Annotated in this window: 19 protein-coding genes; all 19 read right to left on the bottom strand. The window is 40.4% G+C overall.

All coding sequences use genetic code 11. The features are described 5' to 3' along the window. Window positions 1-186 precede the first annotated feature (186 nt). A complete protein-coding gene (gene topA, locus J1899_RS09605) occupies window positions 187-2262 on the bottom strand; it encodes a type I DNA topoisomerase (RefSeq protein ID WP_214478506.1) in 2076 nt (691 codons plus the stop codon). A 411-nt stretch (window positions 2263-2673) separates the two neighbouring features. Next, the gene (gene dprA / locus J1899_RS09600; protein ID WP_214478505.1) at window positions 2674-3552 is read right to left on the bottom strand and encodes a DNA-processing protein DprA; all 879 of its coding nucleotides are present in this window, start codon (window positions 3550-3552) and stop codon (window positions 2674-2676) included. A 79-nt stretch (window positions 3553-3631) separates the two neighbouring features. Beyond that, a complete protein-coding gene (gene sucD, locus J1899_RS09595) occupies window positions 3632-4534 on the bottom strand; it encodes a succinate--CoA ligase subunit alpha (protein WP_214478504.1) in 903 nt (300 codons plus the stop codon). Window positions 4535-4840: 306 nt separating this feature from the next. After that, window positions 4841-6001 (bottom strand): ADP-forming succinate--CoA ligase subunit beta, encoded by a 1161-nt coding sequence (gene sucC, locus J1899_RS09590; RefSeq protein WP_151572051.1) that lies wholly within the window; start codon window positions 5999-6001, stop codon window positions 4841-4843. A gap of 399 nt (window positions 6002-6400) precedes the next feature. Beyond that, window positions 6401-6691, bottom strand: coding sequence for an EscU/YscU/HrcU family type III secretion system export apparatus switch protein (locus tag J1899_RS09585; protein WP_066446636.1), 291 nt, complete (start codon window positions 6689-6691; stop codon window positions 6401-6403). Beyond that, entirely contained in the window at window positions 6688-8517 is a 1830-nt protein-coding gene (locus J1899_RS09580) for a hypothetical protein (RefSeq protein ID WP_214478503.1), read from the bottom strand. The genes J1899_RS09585 and J1899_RS09580 overlap by 4 nt, the downstream gene beginning before the upstream one ends. A 13-nt stretch (window positions 8518-8530) precedes the next feature. Beyond that, window positions 8531-9307 carry a ribonuclease HII gene (locus J1899_RS09575; protein ID WP_214478502.1) on the bottom strand — a complete coding sequence of 259 codons (777 nt, stop codon included), beginning with the start codon at window positions 9305-9307 and terminating at the stop codon, window positions 8531-8533. Window positions 9308-9395: 88 nt separating this feature from the next. After that, window positions 9396-10262 carry a ribosome biogenesis GTPase YlqF gene (gene ylqF, locus J1899_RS09570; protein ID WP_214478501.1) on the bottom strand — a complete coding sequence of 289 codons (867 nt, stop codon included), beginning with the start codon at window positions 10260-10262 and terminating at the stop codon, window positions 9396-9398. A 40-nt stretch (window positions 10263-10302) separates the two neighbouring features. Then, a complete protein-coding gene (gene lepB / locus J1899_RS09565) occupies window positions 10303-10854 on the bottom strand; it encodes a signal peptidase I (protein WP_066446650.1) in 552 nt (183 codons plus the stop codon). A gap of 356 nt (window positions 10855-11210) precedes the next feature. Next, a complete protein-coding gene (gene rplS, locus J1899_RS09560; protein WP_066446651.1) occupies window positions 11211-11555 on the bottom strand; it encodes a 50S ribosomal protein L19 in 345 nt (114 codons plus the stop codon). 139 nt (window positions 11556-11694) lie between these two features. Continuing rightward, window positions 11695-12432, bottom strand: coding sequence for a tRNA (guanosine(37)-N1)-methyltransferase TrmD (trmD, locus tag J1899_RS09555; RefSeq protein ID WP_214478500.1), 738 nt, complete (start codon window positions 12430-12432; stop codon window positions 11695-11697). Then, a complete protein-coding gene (rimM, locus tag J1899_RS09550) occupies window positions 12432-12950 on the bottom strand; it encodes a ribosome maturation factor RimM (RefSeq protein ID WP_214478499.1) in 519 nt (172 codons plus the stop codon). Before rimM ends, trmD begins: the two co-directional genes overlap by 1 nt. Before the next feature lie 11 nt (window positions 12951-12961). Continuing rightward, window positions 12962-13348: a YlqD family protein gene (locus J1899_RS09545; protein ID WP_214478498.1), complete on the bottom strand. Its 387-nt coding sequence runs from the start codon at window positions 13346-13348 to the stop codon at window positions 12962-12964. A 304-nt stretch (window positions 13349-13652) separates the two neighbouring features. Continuing rightward, the gene (locus tag J1899_RS09540) at window positions 13653-13883 is read right to left on the bottom strand and encodes a KH domain-containing protein (RefSeq protein ID WP_066446662.1); all 231 of its coding nucleotides are present in this window, start codon (window positions 13881-13883) and stop codon (window positions 13653-13655) included. 11 nt (window positions 13884-13894) lie between these two features. Beyond that, entirely contained in the window at window positions 13895-14167 is a 273-nt protein-coding gene (rpsP, locus tag J1899_RS09535) for a 30S ribosomal protein S16 (protein ID WP_066446665.1), read from the bottom strand. Between the two features lie 98 nt (window positions 14168-14265). After that, window positions 14266-15618 (bottom strand): signal recognition particle protein, encoded by a 1353-nt coding sequence (gene ffh, locus J1899_RS09530; protein WP_066446666.1) that lies wholly within the window; start codon window positions 15616-15618, stop codon window positions 14266-14268. A 12-nt stretch (window positions 15619-15630) separates the two neighbouring features. After that, window positions 15631-15963 carry a putative DNA-binding protein gene (locus J1899_RS09525; RefSeq protein ID WP_066446668.1) on the bottom strand — a complete coding sequence of 111 codons (333 nt, stop codon included), beginning with the start codon at window positions 15961-15963 and terminating at the stop codon, window positions 15631-15633. A gap of 271 nt (window positions 15964-16234) precedes the next feature. Continuing rightward, the gene (locus tag J1899_RS09520; protein ID WP_214478497.1) at window positions 16235-19003 is read right to left on the bottom strand and encodes a VWA domain-containing protein; all 2769 of its coding nucleotides are present in this window, start codon (window positions 19001-19003) and stop codon (window positions 16235-16237) included. Then, window positions 18987-20753: a vWA domain-containing protein gene (locus tag J1899_RS09515; protein WP_214478496.1), complete on the bottom strand. Its 1767-nt coding sequence runs from the start codon at window positions 20751-20753 to the stop codon at window positions 18987-18989. The genes J1899_RS09520 and J1899_RS09515 overlap by 17 nt, the downstream gene beginning before the upstream one ends. Window positions 20754-20760: the final 7 nt, after the last annotated feature.

Raw genomic sequence — 20760 nt, 5'->3', positions numbered from 1 at the left:
TTTTGCTATAAAAAGCGTTTAATATTCTTTTTCAACAGGATAATGTTAAATATCCAATCTGCATTGTACAACACGAAAAGAAAAAAGGAAAGCAAGAGCACTCTTTTTTCAAATAATCTCCCCAACAAGGACAATATAAAGGTTTCAGCCTCCTAAAAAATTGAAAAGAGCAGGCGTTTGCCTGCTCTACTTTTGTGGTTCTTCTTTATAATCACATTCCACACATTGTACTTGTACGCCTTTTTTAAGCTTCTTTTCCACGAGAGTGTTATCACATTTTGGACAGCTGCGCGCAAGCGGCTTATCCCACGAAATAAAGTCACACTCTGGAAAACGGTCACAGCCATAGAAAATCCGTTTCTTTTTACTTTTTCTTTCTATTATATTACCTTCCTTACATTTAGGGCACTTTACACCAATTTCTTTAACAATTGGTTTTGTGTTTCGGCAGTCTGGGAAATTGCTGCACGCCATAAATTTTCCGTACCTGCCCATTTTAAATACCATTGGGCTGCCGCACATCTCGCAATCTTCACCGGCAGGTTCATCTTTGATCTCAACGGATTGCATTTCCTTTTCTGCTACCTCTAAGTGTTTTTCAAAATCACCGTAAAAATCATCAATAATTTTTACCCAGTTTACTTTGCCTTCTTCAATGTAATCAAGATCCTGTTCCATTTTAGCTGTAAACTCAACATCCAGGATATCAGGGAAAAACTCGAGAATAAGTTCAAGTACGATCTCACCAAGTTCAGTCGGGATAAAACGCTTATTATCCAATGAAACATAACCCCGTTTTTGAATCGTGTCCAAAGTTGGAGCGAATGTAGATGGACGGCCAATTCCCAATTCTTCCATTGTTCTTACGAGTCTTGCCTCTGTATATCTTGGCGGCGGCTGTGTAAAATGCTGCTTTGGTTCAATATCTTTTTTTAGAACCTCATCTCCTTCTTGGAGATTTGGCAGCATATTATTCTTTTCTTCTGACTGATCATCAGATCCTTCTACATATACTTTCATAAAACCTTGGAATTTCACTTTTGATCCTGTCGCTCTAAAAATCACTGGACCATTATTTAAGTCAACACTCATTGTATCCATAATAGCAGGAGCCATTTGACTTGCAACAAAACGTTCCCAAATCAATCTGTACAAACGAAGCTGATCACGTGATAAGAAGTCCTTCATACTGGATGGTTCCTTTAATGTGCTTGTCGGTCTTATCGCTTCATGGGCATCCTGTGTATTCGCGTTTTTCTTTTCTTTCTTTTTATCAATTGATAGATATTCTTTTCCGAAGGTTTGTTCAATATAATTTGCCGCTTCGGTTTGAGCAACCTCAGATATTCTTGTTGAGTCTGTTCTCATATATGTGATCAAACCCACAGTACCTTCTTTGCCCAAGTCTATTCCTTCATACAGCTGCTGCGCAAGCATCATGGTCTTTTTTGCACGGAAGTTTAGTTTTCGTGCCGCTTCTTGCTGAAGAGAGGAAGTTGTAAAAGGAACAGCTGCATTTCTTTTTCTCTCTTTTTTTGTAACAGAGGTGACAGTAAAGCTGTTGCCCTTCATCTTTTTGAGAACATCCTTTACAGCTGCCTCTGAACCTAATTCAACCTTTTTCCCATCTACTCCGTAAAAGGAAGCCTCAAAAGCTGTTTTTCCTTTAAGGAATTCTCCATCAATTGACCAATATTCTTCGGGAATGAAATCCTTGATTTCTTTTTCACGGTCAATAATTAATCTTACAGCAACAGATTGAACCCTTCCTGCACTTAGCCCTTTCTTGACCTTTTTCCAAAGCAGCGGGCTAATATTGTAGCCTACAAGTCTATCTAACATTCTTCTCGCTTGCTGAGCGTCAACCAAGTCCATATTAATGGCACGCGGATGTTTAAATGATTCTTTGATTGCATCCTTTGTAATTTCATTAAAGACGACTCTGCAATCTGAAGCTATATCAATATCAAGACTATGTGCTAAATGCCAGGCAATTGCTTCTCCTTCGCGATCCGGGTCAGCTGCGAGATAAATTTTCTTAGCCTTTTTAGCCGCTGTTTTCAATTCTTTCAGAACAGGGCCTTTGCCTCGAATGGTGATATATTTAGGCTCAAAATTATTTTCTACATCTACGCCCATCTGGCTCTTAGGCAAGTCTCTGACATGTCCCATCGAAGCTTTTACTTTATATTTTTTACCGAGATAACGCTCGATCGTTTTTGCTTTTGCTGGTGATTCCACTATTACTAAAAACTCAGACATCTATTGTCCTCCTTAAGAGGGGTGAATTTATCATTATCGTCATGATTCCCTTATTGTTCATTTTTTTGAATCTATTTTAGCTTGCAATTTTTTTAAATCTACAGGAAATATTCATATTATTTATCATATTATTCAGCTTTGTCAAATTTAAACAGGGTTGTGCTTAAGCTGATGAGTCCTCATTTCATCAGAATTTCTACTACTTATTAACCTATTATCCATCATAATCGTTTTTATTTTTTATGAAATCGGTGACAAACATCTGTTGCAAAATGTATAACAGTTTTTATAGAAATTCAAGCTTTTTACACAAATTCCTTTATTTTTAGTTGTTTTTATTTATAAAAAAGCTTTTTTCACACTTTTTAAAGAATAAAATCCATACAAGAAATAATTGAGAATTACAGAAATTCAATTGTATCTTAACTCTTCCAGAATGTCCTCTGCTCTGATAATGAGCTTTGCACCTTTTTGAATAATCTCATTTGTTCCCTCGTAAGCGGGATCGGTTATATCTCCAGGAATGGCGAAAACATCTCTTCCTTCGTTCAGGGCGGTACTTGCTGTGATGAGAGAACCGCTTCTTCTTTTTGCCTGTACAACAAGTGTAGCCTTAGATATCCCGCTGATAATTCGATTCCTTTGCGGGAATTGCCATCTGGCCGGCTTAGAATCAGGAGCATACTCAGAGAGCAAGAGATGGTCTTTCATTATATGCTCTGCCAAGGAAGTATTCTCTTTTGGATAAATATTAAAAAATCCACCTGCTATGATGGCAATTGTTTGTCCGCCTTCCTTAATAGCTGTTTCGTGTGCAATGGTATCGATTCCTGCTGCTAATCCACTAACAATTACAACTTTTTCGGAAATTAGTTTAGGAAATAAACATTTTATTGCTTTTTGACCATAGGTGGTCGCCTCCCTAGACCCAACCACAGCAAGGCAATCATTATGATTTAACAGAGATCTATTACCTTTAGCATATAGTACCCATGGCGGCTGAAATGTTTCCTTTAATCTTTGAGGATAACATTGATCTGCTATTGTAATTAGATTTATATGATGTTGGTCATAGAGAGAAATTTTTTTAAGGATCACATCTGTGTGAAGGTCAAATAAAGCGGTGTTGAATAATTGAGAGGATTTAAAAAGAGAAGAGAAATGTTGCAAGAAATTCTGTTCATAAAGATCTGATAATGTAGGGTTTACTTTTATCATATGATAAATAGTCTTCCAGCCTATGCCTCTGCATTGCTGAAGATGGGATAATCTTCTTGTGAATTCGTCCATTGTAAGCCTCCTGCTATTTTTTTATGATGCAGAAATAGTCCTCCATGATTTTGGAGGACTATTTCCTATTGCCATATTATTAATGTGTCTTACATTGTTCGTAAAGACCTTTTTCTCTTAATACTTTAATTAAAGTTTCACCCATTACTGATGGAGTGTCTGCTACTTCAATACCGCACTCATTCATAACACGGATCTTTTCATCAGCTGTTCCTTTTCCGCCAGAAATAATCGCGCCAGCATGGCCCATTCTTTTTCCTGGTGGTGCAGTACGGCCGCCAATAAAGCCAACAACAGGTTTTGTCATGTTAGCTTTTACCCATTCAGCAGCTTCTTCTTCAGCAGTACCGCCGATTTCACCGATCATGATAACCGCTTTTGTTTCAGGATCTTCATTGAACGCTTGTAACACGTCGATAAAGTTTGTTCCATTAACAGGGTCCCCGCCGATACCTACAGCTGTAGACTGGCCAATTCCTGCTTGTGTTAGCTGGTGTACCGCTTCATATGTTAAAGTACCAGAACGGGATACAACACCAACATGGCCCTTTGTATGAATATAGCCAGGCATAATGCCGATCTTACATTCATCAGGAGTAATAACACCTGGGCAGTTTGGTCCAACTAAACGTGTTTTCTTTCCTTCCATATAACGTTTAACTTTCACCATATCCAGAACAGGAATATGTTCTGTAATACAAATAGCAAGATCGAGTTCAGCATCAACTGCTTCAAGAATTGCATCTGCTGCAAAAGGAGCCGGAACATAGATAACAGATGCATTTGCACCAGTTGCTTCCACTGCTTCACTTACTGTGTTGAATACAGGTACTCCTTCGACCTCAGTTCCACCTTTACCAGGAGTAACACCGCCGACAATTTTTGTACCGTATTCAAGCATTTGTTTTGTATGGAAAAGGGCTGTTGAGCCTGTGATTCCTTGAACGATTACTTTTGTATCTTTATTGATAAAAACGCTCACGTTAATTCTCCTTCCTGTTTTCCGGGTTATCTTTTATCACATTTTAATAGTGTATAAGTGTTGTTGGCTCGCTTTCTTAAATTACTATTTTTCAAAATATATAAGACTGATTTCCACTCCAGGGTACTCGCTTTCCGCGGGTGAGCGCTGAGCCTCCTCGACGCTAACGCGTCTGCGGGGCCTCACCATTCTCACTTCTCCCGCAGGAGTCTCGTACCCTTCCGTTTCAATCGCCCAGCATATACTTAAAAAATACTACTTAAACTAAGTTTAATAACATTCTTTTTAGAAAGCAGCATTATCACTTTATCCGACTAGGGAAACGATTTTTTGTGCTCCGTCAGCCATGGAGTCGGCTGCGATTATATCAATATCTGATTCTGCAAGAATTTTCTTGCCAAGCTCTACGTTTGTTCCTTCTAGACGAACTACTAGAGGTACGGATAAACCAACTTGTTTTGCAGCTTCCACTACACCTGTTGCGATAATGTCACATTTCATAATTCCGCCGAAAATGTTGACAAAGATTCCTTTTACATTTTGATCAGAAAGGATGATTTTAAATGCTTCTGTTACCTTTTCAGCTGTAGCGCCGCCCCCAACGTCCAGGAAGTTTGCCGGATCGCCGCCGTAATGTTTAACAATATCCATCGTTGCCATCGCAAGGCCGGCTCCGTTAACCATACAGCCAATATTTCCATCTAAGGAGATGTAGCTTAAATCGTATTTTGATGCTTCAATTTCTTTTGCATCTTCTTCTTCTAAATCTCTGAAATCTACAATTGCCTTTTGACGATATAAGGCATTTGAATCAAAATTAAGTTTCGCATCAAGTGCCATTACCTTTCCGTCACCTGTTACAACAAGCGGGTTGATTTCAGCAATTGAACAATCTTTATCAACATAAGCGCTATATAAGCCCATCATAAATTTAACAGCCTGGTTTACAAGCTTAGCAGGAATATTAATATTAAAAGCAATTCTGCGCGCTTGGTAAGCTGTTAAGCCTACAACCGGATCAATTTCTTCTTTGAAGATTTTTTCAGGAGTCTCTTCTGCTACTTCTTCAATCTCAGTGCCGCCCTCTTCTGATGCCATAAGTGTAACGCGAGAAGTTGCGCGGTCTAAAACAAGACCCACATAATATTCCTTTTGAATATCGCAGCCTTCTTCAATTAGTAAGCGTTTTACTTCTTTACCTTCAGGACCTGTTTGATGTGTAACAAGTGTTTTTCCTAAAATTTCAGATGCATATGTACGGACTTCGTCAAGGTTTTTCGCTACCTTGACACCGCCGGCTTTACCCCTTCCGCCAGCATGGATTTGTGCTTTTACCACACAAACGTCTGTGCCAAGTTCTTTTGCTGCTTCAACAGCTTCCTCAACCGTAAAAGCAACCTTTCCATTTGGAACTGCTACCCCGTATTGTCTGAGGACTTCTTTACCTTGATACTCATGTATATTCATTTCCCATCCTCCTATCAAGCTCTTCAAAATTAGACTGCGCTTTCATTTTATAAAATGACACTAGCATTGTCTAGCATTATAGATGAAATATTTAAATTCTTTACAATTTTAATGCACAAAAGACTTTTTTCCTTTAAAAATCATCGTTTAGCCTTTGAAAAGAAACTTGCAATATTTTAGTAGAATAAGATTATTCAGTTTTTTTAGAAATTAATGGTTCTCTTATTTTGTTTTGGTAATCATGCTTTTTGGAAAAATTAGTAACAAAGCCTGGAAAACCTTTTTTTAAATTCTTCTAAATCAGACTGCCTAAAACCATTTAATCCGAGACAATAGAAAAACCCAAACAATATGACAAATATAACTGCCAATTGCTTGAGTTTAGTCAAGGTTCAAGAATTAATAACCTCTGCTCTTTTTCCCGGCTGCTTTGTCTGCACGATAGATAAATGCAAAAACTTCGGCTACTGCCTGGTAAAGATCTTCTGGAATGTTTTCATTAATATTTAGGTTTCCAAGCAGTTCTACTAGTGAGGCGTCCTGCTGAATGGGGATATCGTTTTCCCGTGCTTTTTCGAGAATATTTTCGGCAATATAGCCGCTGCCTTTTGCCGTAATTTTTGGAGCACTTTCGCTATTTTGATCATACGAGAGCGCCACTGCTGTTTTGCGTTCATGTTCTTTTTTCATATTCTAATATCCAATCCGCTGAATTTAGGCTGATTTTTTGATAGAAATGATGTTTGGACAGGCTGCTGTTTATTATCTATACTCATTTTGAACTCAAGAGCAGAAAGTTTATAGCCATGCTCCATCAGGCGCTCTTTTAACATTGGAATAAAAGGCTGAACGACCGACTTAATATCCGGTGTATCATTGATTACAGTCATGTTAATAACCCTTGTCTGCACATGCAGATCAACAACAGTCTCATTTAACGAATCGAGGTTCAAATAAAAAAGGATACGGCAATGATCCGGATCAATTTTTCCTTCAGTTGTTTTTCTCCCGCTCCACTGCATCGTCACATCATTCGTTTTCCCTAAAAATGAAAAGGGAATTTGGTAAACATATTGCTGTATAGGTCCTACTTCTTGGGAAAGCAGCTGAAAACCTGTAATTCTATTTATTACCTTATCAGCTGCGTCTTTCAATGCCGGGGAAAAATCCTCACGCAAATTGCTCAGCAGGAGGGATTTAATAGAATCCAAGCTTTTCACACCTTCATTATCAGGGTTTTTGATCACCTGCAGTGCGTCATGTTCATGTGAAAAACCTAAAAGTTTCACTATACTTTTCATCTGATCTCTAATCAGAGCAGAATCTTCTGCCGGCACAGAAGATTCCTGAGGATTATTCATTAGTGGTGTCTGTTCTCTGTCAAGCAGCAGTTGTCCTGCTCGAATCAGACTATTATTCAGCTGCTGATTTTGGTTTAGAATACTTCCCAAGTCCTGTACATCTGTTAAAACATGCTGCAAAGCAGGCTGAATCACCCTGTGAAGTGCTCCCGCTTCTAAAGGCAGCTGTATGGCATTTGATCTAACTCCATTTAGCAGGTTCTGGCGCGCTTCCTGCTGGGGACCCTGGTCTGGCATCAACGCCTGCAGTTTCGTCAAATTCATAATAAAATGATGCCGCTCTGAAGGTTGATTACTTCTTACTATGTCGCTTAATACCGATGTGATCTCCGCTTTTCCTGCAGGCAGCTGCTCAGAGATTGTCCGGATAACGCTTTTTAAACTATTTTGCTCATTACTGTTCTCAGGCAGCACACCAAGTGCTTGAAGCTGTTTAAAAGCTGCACTTGCTCTGCTGGGATCGGGAGCTGTCAGCCATTGCTTTAACACTTGCGATATAAGCTCTTTCCCAGCCTTTTCCTGAAAGGATTCTGTCAATTGTTGTAAAGATGTTGTCAGCTGCGCATTGCCCCTTGCTGCCGGAGTCTGTGACAGCTCTTTTTGCAAATTTTGCAGAAGTGATGTTAATGACTCTTGTTCGAAAACAGCTTGCAAGGATGAAAACACTTGCTTTGTAAACGGCAGCTGCCGAGTAAACATCTCTTTTATTGCATGCAGCCCGCTGCCGGAAGGTTCGCTGTTTTTCAGCCACTCTGCAACCTGCTTGAAGGTTTCAGCCGTCAGCGGAAGCTGTTCTTTTGTAAAGAATTGAAGCAGAGCAAGATGATTTTTAGTAACAGGCAGCTGAAATTGCTGCAAGAGGCTCTCCGGGGTAGCAGTTGGCATTCTTCCATTTAGCCCTTGGCCTTCAAGAACTTTCAAATGCACGGTACCTTCCCCATTTTGCACCTGAAACCAATAGCGCTCATTAACAGCAAGCGGAGTTTCCAGTTGTGCGATAACCTTTTGACCGCCAATTTGCACTTCTGCTGTCTGGTTTGGATAATGCTTAATGATTTTCCCGCTTACAATCTGACCGGGTCTAAACTGTGCTGTTTTGTTACTGATGTTATGATCATTCTTCATAAAAAGGCTCGCGATCCCCATCTGCCCCATTATGTTCACCCTCTTATCTGCTTTTTGCTAAATATTCCTTGATCGGTGCAAAGCTTTTTCGATGAATATGTAATACACCGTGTGTTTCAATCCCTTGTAAATGTTCCTTTGTTCCATACCCCATATTGCTTGCAAAGCCGTAGCCGGGATGTTGTTCGTCTAAAGCTTTCATCATATTGTCTCTCGTTACTTTTGCCACAATGGATGCAGCTGCAATGGAAATAGATCTGCCATCACCCTTAATTATAGCCTCATAAGGATAGGGAACATTCAATTTTACGGCATCAATCAGCAGAAAATCCGGCTGTGTCTTTAAAGTGCCTACAGCGGTTATCATCGCTTTTTTTGACGCTTCATATATATTAATCCTATCTATTTCTTCTACCTCTATAACGCCAATACTGACCGCTTCAGCCTGTTCCATTATCGCATGAAAGAAGCTCAGTCTTTTTTGCTCGTTAAGCTTTTTTGAATCATCAATCCCAGGGAGATAGAAATCTGCAGGCAAAATGACCGCTGCCGCTACAACTGGCCCAGCAAGCGGCCCTCTACCTACCTCATCAACACCAGCAATCAGCTCATATCCCTGACTATGATATTTTTCTTCAAAAAAGGTCATTTCTTTAAATTTGTCGTGCTCTTTCTTTTCCAGTGCTCTTCTTTTACGCCATGCACTGATTAAGGACTGAACTCCCTTGCGTTCATCCATCGAGAGCTGCTTTAGGTATGGATCGTTCTCTTCCTGAACGTTTATAAGCCTATTTTTAATTTCTGCAATACTTTGTTTCATTCTGCTGCTCCTTTTAAAGCTCTTTCGTTTTTTATCGGTTTGTACGGCAAAAAATAAAGGCCTTCTTTGTCAGAAGACCTAATTTGCTTTATTCTGCTTCTTGATTTAATTCAGACGGCCACTCTAGAGAGATTTTTCCAAATTTCTCGGAACGAAACTCCCGGATGACAAGTTCGGTCACTTTGTCATAGTCAACAGCGCCTCCACCCATCAGACAGCCTCTGCGCTTTCCAATTTCATCGAATAGCTCTACAATATCTTCTGGGATTTCTTCAAGGCTAAAGCGGTCTTTCAGCTTTGAAGGATATTTTTCAGAAAAGAAACGCAGTGCATAAACCGTTATATCCTGAAGGTTTAAAATAGTGTCTTTAATAGCTCCAGTCAGCGCCAGCTTTAAGCCTACATTTTGATCTTCAAATTTTGGCCATAGTATCCCTGGTGTATCAAGCAGTTCCAGCTCTTTTCCTACCTTAATCCATTGCTGTGCCTTCGTGACACCAGGCATATTCCCTGTCTTCGCAATATTTTTTTTAGCAAGCCGATTAATGAGCGTCGATTTTCCGGCGTTCGGAATGCCTACGATCATCGCGCGGATAGCACGAGGTTTTACACCTTTTGCTCTTAAGCGGTCAAATTTTTCCTGAAGTGTCTCTTGTGCTGCGGCTGTAATATCCTTCATCCCTTGCCCAGCCTGTGAATTGATCGCAATTGCCTTAATGCCTTTGCTTTTAAAATATTCAATCCACTGCTTTGTTGCATGAGGATCTGCCATATCCGCTTTGTTTAATAAAACAAGCCGCGGTTTATGCTGGATGATTTCATCAATCATCGGATTTCGTGATGAATAAGGAATACGGGCATCAACAAGTTCAAAAATAATGTCTACTAATTTAAGCTTTTCTGTTACTTGTCTGCGCGCTTTTGCCATATGGCCGGGAAACCATTGAATTGTCAATGTGTTCACCTCTTTCTTTTAAGCTATCTTCCTCTAGGTGTTAATTCACTAAACGTACATCTTCAATCGGCCAATAAATGACACTCGCTTTTCCGAGCACTTCTTCCATTGGCACAGCCCCTATATGTCTGCTGTCTTTGCTGAATCTCCTGTTATCCCCCATGACAAATAAATGGCCTTCTGGTACGGTTGTCTCCCCAATTTTGTCTTCAAGGGTAAATGGCTCTGTTAACGGTCCATCAATGACCTTGGCCCTGTATTCGTCCAAATATGGCTCCTCATAGGCTTCTCCGTTCACATAAAGGGTATCATCCCTATACTCCACCGTGTCGCCTGGCAGGCCAATTACACGCTTGATATAATCTTTATTTTCTGGTGCGTGGAAAACGATAATATCAAAACGGTCAGGTTCTCCAATTGTATAGCTAAATTTATTTACGATCATCCGATCCTGATCATGCAGGGTCGGCATCATAGACAATCCATCTACTACGATGGGCGCAAATAAAAAATAGCGGATTACCGCCGCTAAAACAACCGCAATTAATAAAGCCTTCGTCCATTCCCATAATTCATTTTTCTTTTTCGCCATATTCCCACCATCTTTCAAAAAGTTCCTGTCTAAAATAAGTACAATAAATATCCTCAACTTATTGTACAACTGTTTCTCCACATACACACGATGGGAAGCTCTATTTTTATATTATTTAACATTTATGTAATATTATCAAGAAAAGCGGAAGGCGTTTGCTCAGGGACGACAAGCTTAAGGCAAGATGGCGTAAAGGTTGTTTTTTAACCTTTAGGACAGATTGACTTAAGACCTCGAGTCCCTAACGCCTGCAGCTGGATCATAGAAAAGCGGAAGGCGTTTGCTCAGCCCAATAACTATTAAGTTTTTCTATTGAAAAAGGAGCTTGATAATCAAGCTCCTTTAGCATTTTAACATTATCGGATTTCTTTAATACGAGCTTTTTTACCGCGAAGGTTACGCAAGTAGTAAAGCTTAGCACGGCGAACTTTACCGCGACGGATCACTTCAAGCTTCGCGATCTTTGGTGTATGAACAGGGAATGTACGCTCAACGCCTACACCATAAGAGATCTTACGAACTGTGAAAGTTTCACTGATTCCGCCACCACGACGCTTAATCACAACACCTTCGTATACCTGAACACGCTCACGAGTACCCTCAACAATACTAACGTGTACACGTACAGTATCACCAGGACGGAACGCAGGAAGGTCAGAACGAAGTTGTTCTTTTGTGATTTCTTCGATTAATTTTTGCATCGTTTTCAACTCCTCTCGAACAGACGCTCATGCACAACATTTCTATTTGCAGCGGAACATCGTTATAAGACCTCTGCTAAAACTTGTTCAGCCTAAGTCACAAAAATTATCATAGCATATTTACAAAGTAAGTTCAATGCTATTTATCCTCTTTTTTTATTTCATTCAGCCATTTTTTATGTGTTTCCGATAATTCAAGGTCATCAAGCAAATCAGGTCTTCTTGTATATGTCCTTTTCAAAGACTGCTTTACTCTCCATTCCTCAATATGGGCGTGATTGCCTGATACTAAAACGTCTGGGACTTTTAAACCTCTGAAATCTGCTGGTCTTGTATAGTGGGGATGCTCAAGCATTCCTGTGCTGAATGAATCCTTCTGATGAGATTCCTGATTGCCCAAGACACCCGGAAGAAGTCTAACAACGCTATCAATGATCACCATAGCCCCAAGCTCGCCGCCTGTTAAAACAAAATCACCGATTGAAATTTCGTCTGTAACAATATGCTCTCGGATGCGCTCATCATAGCCTTCATAATGACCGCAGATAAAAATCAAATGCTCTTCAGCTGCCAATTCTTCCGCTTTCTTTTGATTATACCGTTCACCCTGCGGACATAATAGGACCACTCTAGGCTTGGCTTCACTAGAAGATTTCACATCCTCCACCGCGTCAAAGATCGGCTGCGGCTTTAAAACCATGCCCGCTCCCCCGCCGTAAGGATAATCGTCCACTGTTTTATGTTTATTATCAGCATAGTCTCTGAAGTTGATTACGTTGTATTGTGCAGCTTTCTGTTCCGCTGCTTTTTTTAATATTGAATGACCAAAAACACCTTCAAACATTTCTGGAAAAAGCGTTAAAACATCAATCTTCATTATGAAAGCAGCCCTTCCATCGGCTCTATAACGATTTGCTTCGTTTTTACGTCTACACTTTTCACAACATCCTCAATATAAGGGATTAAAAGTTCTTTACCGCCTTTTCCTTTAATGACCCATACATCATTTGCACCGGGAGAAAGGATCTCTTTAATTTTTCCAATCTCTTCACCGCTTGTTGTTGTCACTTCACAGCCAATAATTTCATGGTAATAGAATTCGTTATCCTCTAAGGCACCAAGCTGATCCTCAGAAACCTTCAGAATGCCGCCTTTCATTTTTTCAATTTCATTAATATTTTCATACCCCTCAAATGTTAAAAGGTCAAAATTCTTGTGTTTTCGATGTGATTTTATAGTAAGCTCAATCGGTTCTTTGGCTTCAGGCATAAAAAGGGTAAGACTATTGCCTGGCTTGTAGCGTTCATCTGCAAAGTCCGTTTTCGATATAACCCTTACTTCTCCTTTAATTCCATGAGTATTAACAATTTTTCCTACATTATAGTATTTTTGCATTTTGATCACCTCTAGCGAATTTCATCTACAATCCCGTCCTTGATGATAATGTATTTCTTTTCCTTAAAAGAATCCCATCGATCGCCTTCTTTTATCTCCAAGAGCGCTTGTACTTCGTCTGACTTTATTTCACTGCCTAAAGGTAGCATATGTAATTGCTGTATTTGAAAATCAAGCAGTTTTTCTTTTTCAGCCCGCTTTTGAATTTCCTTCTCAAACTGATTTCGCAAACTGCCGACCTGATATTTTTTTGTTTTTTCCAGCTTTTTCATTTCAAAATGAAGCTGGTCGATTTCTTTTAGCAGCTGCTGGCGTTCTGTATCATATTCTGTTTCCAGCTGTTTTTTTGTCGTTTCCGTGAGCACCTGTTTTATAGTCACCGTCTGTATGAGCTTCAATGTGATATCGCCTCCTAGTCAAACTCGCTATTATTATTATAACTGAATTTAAAGGAAACCTGTCGTTTGGCAAGCCTGGAAAAGCAAGACAGGGACTTAGCTGCACTTCTATTTAGTCGAAATCAGCAACTGTACCAGAACTTTCAGCTCAGCGGCTATTTAATTAATTTTAAGTAAAACAGAAAACTATATTGTCTCTATAAGAAAAAAGGAGGGTTTCCCCTCCTTTTTTCTCATTCTCTAGTCTAGCTTCAGTGGCTAGCCACCCCGAGGGGCAAAGCAAGCCGCTGCAGCTGATCTATAGTTATTCTGTTATCTCTAAGTAGATTTTCTTTTGCTGTGATGATGCTGCTGCGTATACAACAGTTCGAATTGCTTTTGCAACCCGCCCTTGCTTTCCGATGACTTTGCCCATGTCATTTTTGTTGACTGAAAGCTGGTAGGTTATTCTGTTGTCTTCTTCAAGAACATCTACTTGAACTTCATCCGGAAAATCAACAAGGGGTTTAACGATTGTTTCGATCAGCTCTTTCATCTTGCAACAAATTACTTGCCGTGCTTAGCGTTATGGAATTTTTCCATAATGCCTTCTTTAGAGAATAAGTTACGTACTGTGTCAGATGGCTTAGCACCAGTTTGAAGCCATTTAAGCGCTAGCTCTTCGTTGATATCAACGATTGCAGGCTCTGCAACTGGATTGTAAGTTCCTACTGTTTCAATAAAACGTCCATCACGAGGAGAACGAGAATCTGCTACTACAATACGATAAAAAGGAGATTTTTTTGCTCCCATACGTTTTAAGCGAATTTTTACTGCCATTTTAATAAGCACCTCCGAATAGTTTCACACAAGATAGTATAATATCAAGTTCTAATTAGTTTGTAAAGTGTTTTTTCTTTACATACTGTTTTTTTACGTTAAAAAGGCTTAAACGGAAGCTTAAAGCCGCCTTTTTTCTTGCCTTTTTGCTGCATTCCTGTCATCTGTTTCATCATCTTTTTCATTTCATCAAACTGTTTCAATAAACGATTTACTTCAGGGACAGTTCTGCCGCTTCCCTTCGCAATCCGCTTTCGTCTGCTCGAGTTGATTGTTTCAGGATGCTCTTTCTCTGCTTTTGTCATCGATTGAATAATCGCCTCAACATGCGTGATTTGCTTCTCATCGATTTTCATTTTGTCTAATCCCTTAATCTTGCCGGCTCCAGGCATCATTTTCAGAAGATCATCGAGAGGTCCCATATTGCGGACCTGTCCAAGCTGTTCAAGAAAATCATCTAGTGTAAATGATGCACTGCGCATTTTCTTTTCCAGCTCTTTTGCTTTTTCCTCATCAACATTTGCCTGCGCCTTTTCAATTAAGGTAAGCACATCGCCCATACCTAAAATACGGGATGCCATCCGCTCAGGGTGGAAAGCCTCCAAAGCATCCAGCTTTTCCCCTAAACCAACAAACTTAATCGGTGTATTGGTAACGGATCGAATCGAAAGTGCAGCCCCGCCTCGCGTGTCTCCATCAAGCTTTGTTAATACAACGCCCGTTAAGCCAAGCAGATCATTAAAGCTTGATGCAACATTAACTGCATCCTGCCCTGTCATTGCGTCAACGACAAGGAAAATTTCATCCGGTTTCGTCAGCTCTTTTATTTGCGTAAGCTCATCCATTAATGCTTCATCGACATGCAGACGGCCTGCCGTATCAATGAGGACATAGTCATGATGATCTTCTTTTGCCTTAGCTATTGCCTGTTTGGCAATTTCAACAGGACTCACTTGATCTCCCAATGAGAAAACAGGCATACTTAACTGTTTGCCTAGCGTTTCCAGCTGCTTAATTGCTGCTGGACGGTAAATGTCTGCTGCAACAAGCATTGGATTCCTGTTGTACTTTTTGCGCAAAAGATTCGCCAATTTTCCAGTAGTGGTTGTTTTACCGGCACCCTGCAGACCTACCATCATAATCACGGTTGGCGGCCGGTTTGCGACAGCAATTTTGCTTTGCTCCCCGCCCATAAGCTCTGTCAGTTCCTCTTTAACCACTTTAATGACTTGCTGACCGGGTGTTAAGCTTTTCATTACTTCTTGCCCAACAGCACGTTCGCTAACTTTTTTGACAAATTCTTTGACCACTTTAAAGTTAACGTCGGCTTCAAGCAGTGCAAGCCGCACATCACGCATCATTTCTTTAACGTCAGCTTCCCCGATTTTTCCTTTGCCGCGGATTTTTTGAATCGTATTCTGCAGTCGGTCGGCTAAACCTTCAAATGCCATATATGCCGCCTCCTAATCTAATTTCTCAAGCTCTGCAACCGCTTCACCGATTGTTTGCTTTGAAGGATTTTCTTCAGTTAAAAGTTCCTTGATTTGTGCAATCAGTTTATTGCGCTCTTGAAATTTTTGCAGCAATAGCAGCTTTTCTTCATATTCTTCTAGCATTGCTTCTGTACGTTTAATATTATCATAAACAGCCTGACGGCTAACCTCGTACTCTTCAGCAATTTCACCGAGAGAATAATCATCCAAATAATACAAGGACATGTAGCTTCTTTGCTTTGGAGTTAGCAGCGACTGATAAAAATCATACAAATAATTCATTCTCGTCGTCTTTTCTAACATAAGCATACCCCCTTGTTAAGTGAAAAGCCTTTACATGTTCAGTTTACATAGTTCAAAGTAGTGTGTCAAGAAAAAGCCAAGCAAATCAAGCATAAGAGTTAAGACACAGATTACTGCGGATTCAACCTTTTGCAAAGGAAATTTGCCGACTGGAAAGCATGAAAGAAGATCAACTGGACTTACACTTAACTTCATGAAAGCTAAAAGGTTAACCCAGTCGTTTAGTCTGACCGGGTTAACCTTTTACAAAATAAAGTGTTTTTCTTTCTTTTTATCTTTTCTTTCTATTTTTCGCATCCAAAAGCCGGTTCATATTTTCCGCTCGTTCGTCTGGCGTCAGGGTCTTCGGCTTTGGCTTAAGTTTCTCATTTGATTTTTCAGTTTGAGCCTTTGCAGGTGCCTCAGCTGCTGGTTTAACTTCTTTCTTATCTCCAGTTTTTTTAGGCTGTTCCCGCTTTTGCTGAATTGCTGAAGGCTGGACATTTTCTTTCTTCTTTGTACGATTGCTCCATTTTTTCAAAAGCAGGTAATGCAATCCAAATCGCCTGATGGCAATTTCACTAAAAAAGAGCAAGAAAGCAGCTAGCAGCAGCATTTTACTGATTGGCTGAGTATCATAAGCAGCTTTTGTAAGCGGCCGGAATGCTTCCTCAGGCTGTTCCAGTTTCTTGCCTCCCGTTTCCTCAGCCAGCTTTTTCAGAACATCCTCATTTGTACCTTGTATTAGATATTCATCCGAGTAAGGAATTGTAAAGCCTGTTTGAAAGGCATGCTGCTGCCCAGTTTCATCTGTTTGTGCAATTGATAAAAAATACATGCCAGACGATTCGGGAACAACAATTTCATATTCTCCCGGCGCTACAATATTTGTACTGACATCGACTTCATCCCCGTCTTCAGAGATAATCGATGCTTCAATCGGCAGAGATTGCTTCGACTGCGATTCTACAGTTAACACTGTATTTTCAGCTGTTTTATTAACTGTAATATTAAAAGGTTCAGACTCAAACTGCGGCAGCGTTTTCGTTACCATTTCATTTAAAAACTGCGGCCATTTCCCCCATCTTGCCCAATCGCCAGACCACTTTCCAGTGAGGTCAGATGTAAAAGCGATACTTTGCCCCATCCCATACCTCCACTGAGCGAGCACAGGATCCTCTTTCTCGCTTAATAGCGGCACCATTGCCCGGTCTTTTGCTGTTGTGGCAATGTAAGCATTCATCTGCGGCACTCCATCATTAAACAGCCCCTGCCAATCAGGATATGGCCCGATGGCAGGATAAAACGGCTGGTCTTCGATATAGGTTCTTGTTGCCATGACTGTCTCCCGAGATAAAATACTTGGAATAACAGAAGAATCGGCAACATCATAAAAACGCCCAGTTCCCAATGAAGCTAATTCTTCCAGCAGGGCACGATCCGCATCTCCGCCTAATGCAACAGTTGATAGTGTAATATTGCCCTCTTTTCCTTCTTCAATTAAGCTTTCATAATCATTATTTGTCGCTGATTGGCCATCTGTCAGTAAAATAATGTGTTTGCGCTGCAGCTTTAATTCTTCCAGCTCTTCATAAGCAATTTCTAATGAACTGTATATTTCTGTACCGCCACCAGGTGTGACAGAGCGAATTTTATCGACTGTATCTTCTTTATCTTTTAAAGGTCCAGTTTCAACAATTTCCCAAGGTCTGTCATCAAATGCTATGAAACCAAGGGTATCTTCGTCCCTGAGAAGTTCAACAGATCGTGCAGCCGCTTCCTTGGCTAGTTCGAGTTTATTTCCGCTCATGCTGCCTGATCGGTCCAATACGATCATCAAACCAAGTGAAGGCATTTCTTTCTTTCCTTTAATATCCATATCAACAGGGAGCAGCTTTTCGATTGGTGTTTTAAAATAACCGCCAAGACCAAAGCTTTCATCTCCTCCAGCCATCACAAACCCGACACCAAATTCTCTGACTGCCTGCTCTATTAAAGACATCTGCTGCTCAGTAATTGATGTAGCTGCTACGTTATTAAACAAAATAGACTGATATAATAAGTATCCTGATAGTGACGTAGGCAGCTTTTCAGGTGTCAGTACATCTGTTTCAAGACCAGCATCCTCAAATACAGATGGCAGCTGAGAAGTTTCTTCATTCTGGACAATCAGCAGTTTTGGGGCTGCTTGAACAGTGGAGATGGCATGCATGACATTGTTTTCTGTAAAAGTGTCGCCCGCTGCTGCTACTTCCGCCTTAAATACATTCATCCCGCCCTCTGCAGCTTGGTAGCGGAAGCTGTATAAATTTGTTCCTTCTTTAACGTCAACCTTTTCCTGAATGACCTCCTGATTGTTGACAGAAAGGCGAATGTCCGCTTGTTTTTCGGTATTGCTGTCAATCGTTACCGTAATCGGAACTTCTTCCCCCAGATAAATGGAAGGAGAAAGAGCTACATTCGATACTGCAAGGTCCTCTCCTGTCACACTCGGCAGCGGCATATAATCAATTTCAATTCCGCGGTTTTTCAATAATTGTATAGCATTCTCACTGTGACCGGATGTTTCATTTCCATCTGAAAAAACAACGATCCGGCCGCCTGCCTGATTGGGGATCATGGTAGAAGCAAACGAAAGGGCATCTTCCAGGTTCGTTTCGGCAGGATTAAGCTTTCCATTGTATTGTGTGATACTGGATTGATCTGCACTGCGATTTTGTTCAAGAACGATATCTTCCCCAAAAGCGGCAACGGCATGCTGATCGTCTGCTCCTTTATTTGCTGCAGCCTCCTCAATCCATCCTAATGAGATGGAGTCGGCATCCTTTACACTGGCAGATCGATCTGTCAGAAATACAACTGTTTCTCCTTTTAAAGGAAGCAGCAGCTGAGGAATTGCTAATGCACCTATTAGCAACACAAACACCAGGCTTCTAATAATAGCTATTAAAGAAAATCCTCGCTGGCTCGATTTCATTGCTTGTCTCATATATAAAAAGATGAGAAGTGCTGCAGGAATCAGCAATAATAATAGATACGGATATTTAAACTCGATGCCCACGCCTGTATACCTCCCACTCGATTGCTATGAAAACAAGGGCAATCAGCGCGAGCCAGAACCATAATGACTCATTAACACTTGATGCTTGTTTTGCCTCTAGCGTTCTTGCATTTAACGTAAACGATTGGCCAGATGTGATCTGCTTCTCTCTTTCATCAAGCGCAACCGCAAAATGATAAATATGATCTTGAGACACAGCCTGATAGGAACCAGGCTGGACTGGTGCTCTAAAGCTTTCATTTTCTAAATTTAAAGAATACAAGTTTTCATCTTCAATATTAAAAATATCAATACTTTGCATAGAACTGCTCACATTCAGCCATTTTTCTTCTCCAGGCTGGTAATACCCAAGAAAATCTGTTTCTTGAGAAAGCCATTCGTATGCATTAAATAAAAAGATTGGAAAACCTGGATGCAGGGGCCAATCTGAATCTGATAATGAAAAATTGACAATTATTAAAGGCTGTCCATTATGACTTCCTTTTTGAATCAGCGGATGGTTCCCGCTTTGCATGATTGTTTCCCAGTTTCCTTCAAGAGGTTCTGATGCTTGCCCAATATAGAGGGAGTCATGGTCAACGTATTGCAGCAGCTGATCTTCCTGTATAGTTATAGCTTCATTCAGTTCTGCTTTCTCTGCTGAGGAGTGAAAATAGATTGCTGGCAAATTCGGCAGCTCTTCCAATGTATCTCCTTCTGCGAGAATGATACCCTGCCCATTATCTTGATCCCATTCTCCAACGGCCGCTTGAATCACCTCGGCCCCAATGGTTTCAAATCCCCGTACAGCAAATGAACTGGTTTCACCTAAACTATAAACCTGCGGTGATCCGCTTGATAAAACGGCGGTCAGCTGATTATCGGCACTGTAGGAATCCTTCGTAGAGATGACCCCTTCATATAGCGGCAGTTCTTTTAATTCACCAACTTGGATGATTTCCCTTTCTCCAGCTTCAATTTCGACCGATTGTTGAAATAATTGCTGTTCTTCTCCCAGAATGGAAAACTCTGCATTTTGTACTTCATTACTTTGATTTTCAATGACAGCGACGCCGCTAGTCCTGCCCTCCGTATAGGTTACACCAAATGAAATTAATGACAGATTCACATCATTCTCTCCTATGTTATGCACCTGCACATAACGTTCAGGAAGTTCATCGGCTGCCAATTCTTCTTCGACATTGTCAGAAAAAACATGAATAGCACTACCTTCTCCTGCCAGTGAATTAGCCAGGCGCAATGCTTCATCCATTGATTCGTGATCATAGGTCAATTCCAGAGAAGTAATCACTTGTTCTGCATGACTTTTATTGCTTTCTTTGTTTAACAATATCTGAGGCTGCTGACCTGCTTGGATGATCGTAACATTTTGTCCATTCAGAATATCTGTAATTTGGAGCATTTCATTTTTTGCAGCTGTAAAGCGATCTTTTTCCTGAAAATCCGCTGACATAGAGGCTGATGTATCAATCACAAAGATGACGTCATCACCAACAACGGCATTTTGCTTGAAAACTGGGCCTGTTAAGGCAAGCATCAGCAATAAAAGTGCTAAAATCTGCAGCCAGAACAATAGATTTTGCTGCATTTTTTTCAAAAACGGCGAAGCCTGCCACTCATTCAGCGTCTGCTGCCAGAGCATATTTGATGATACAGACTTTTCGGTATATTGCTTACGGAAAAAATAAAATAAAATGACGGCACCTAAAAACAGGATCAGTGAGAAATAAAGCGGACTTATAAACTGCATATATGAC

Origin of the sequence: Cytobacillus gottheilii, from assembly GCF_018582665.1 — a bacterium.
Lineage (GTDB): Bacteria > Bacillota > Bacilli > Bacillales > Cytobacillaceae > Cytobacillus > Cytobacillus gottheilii.
This window is presented reverse-complemented; position numbering and strand designations above follow the sequence as displayed.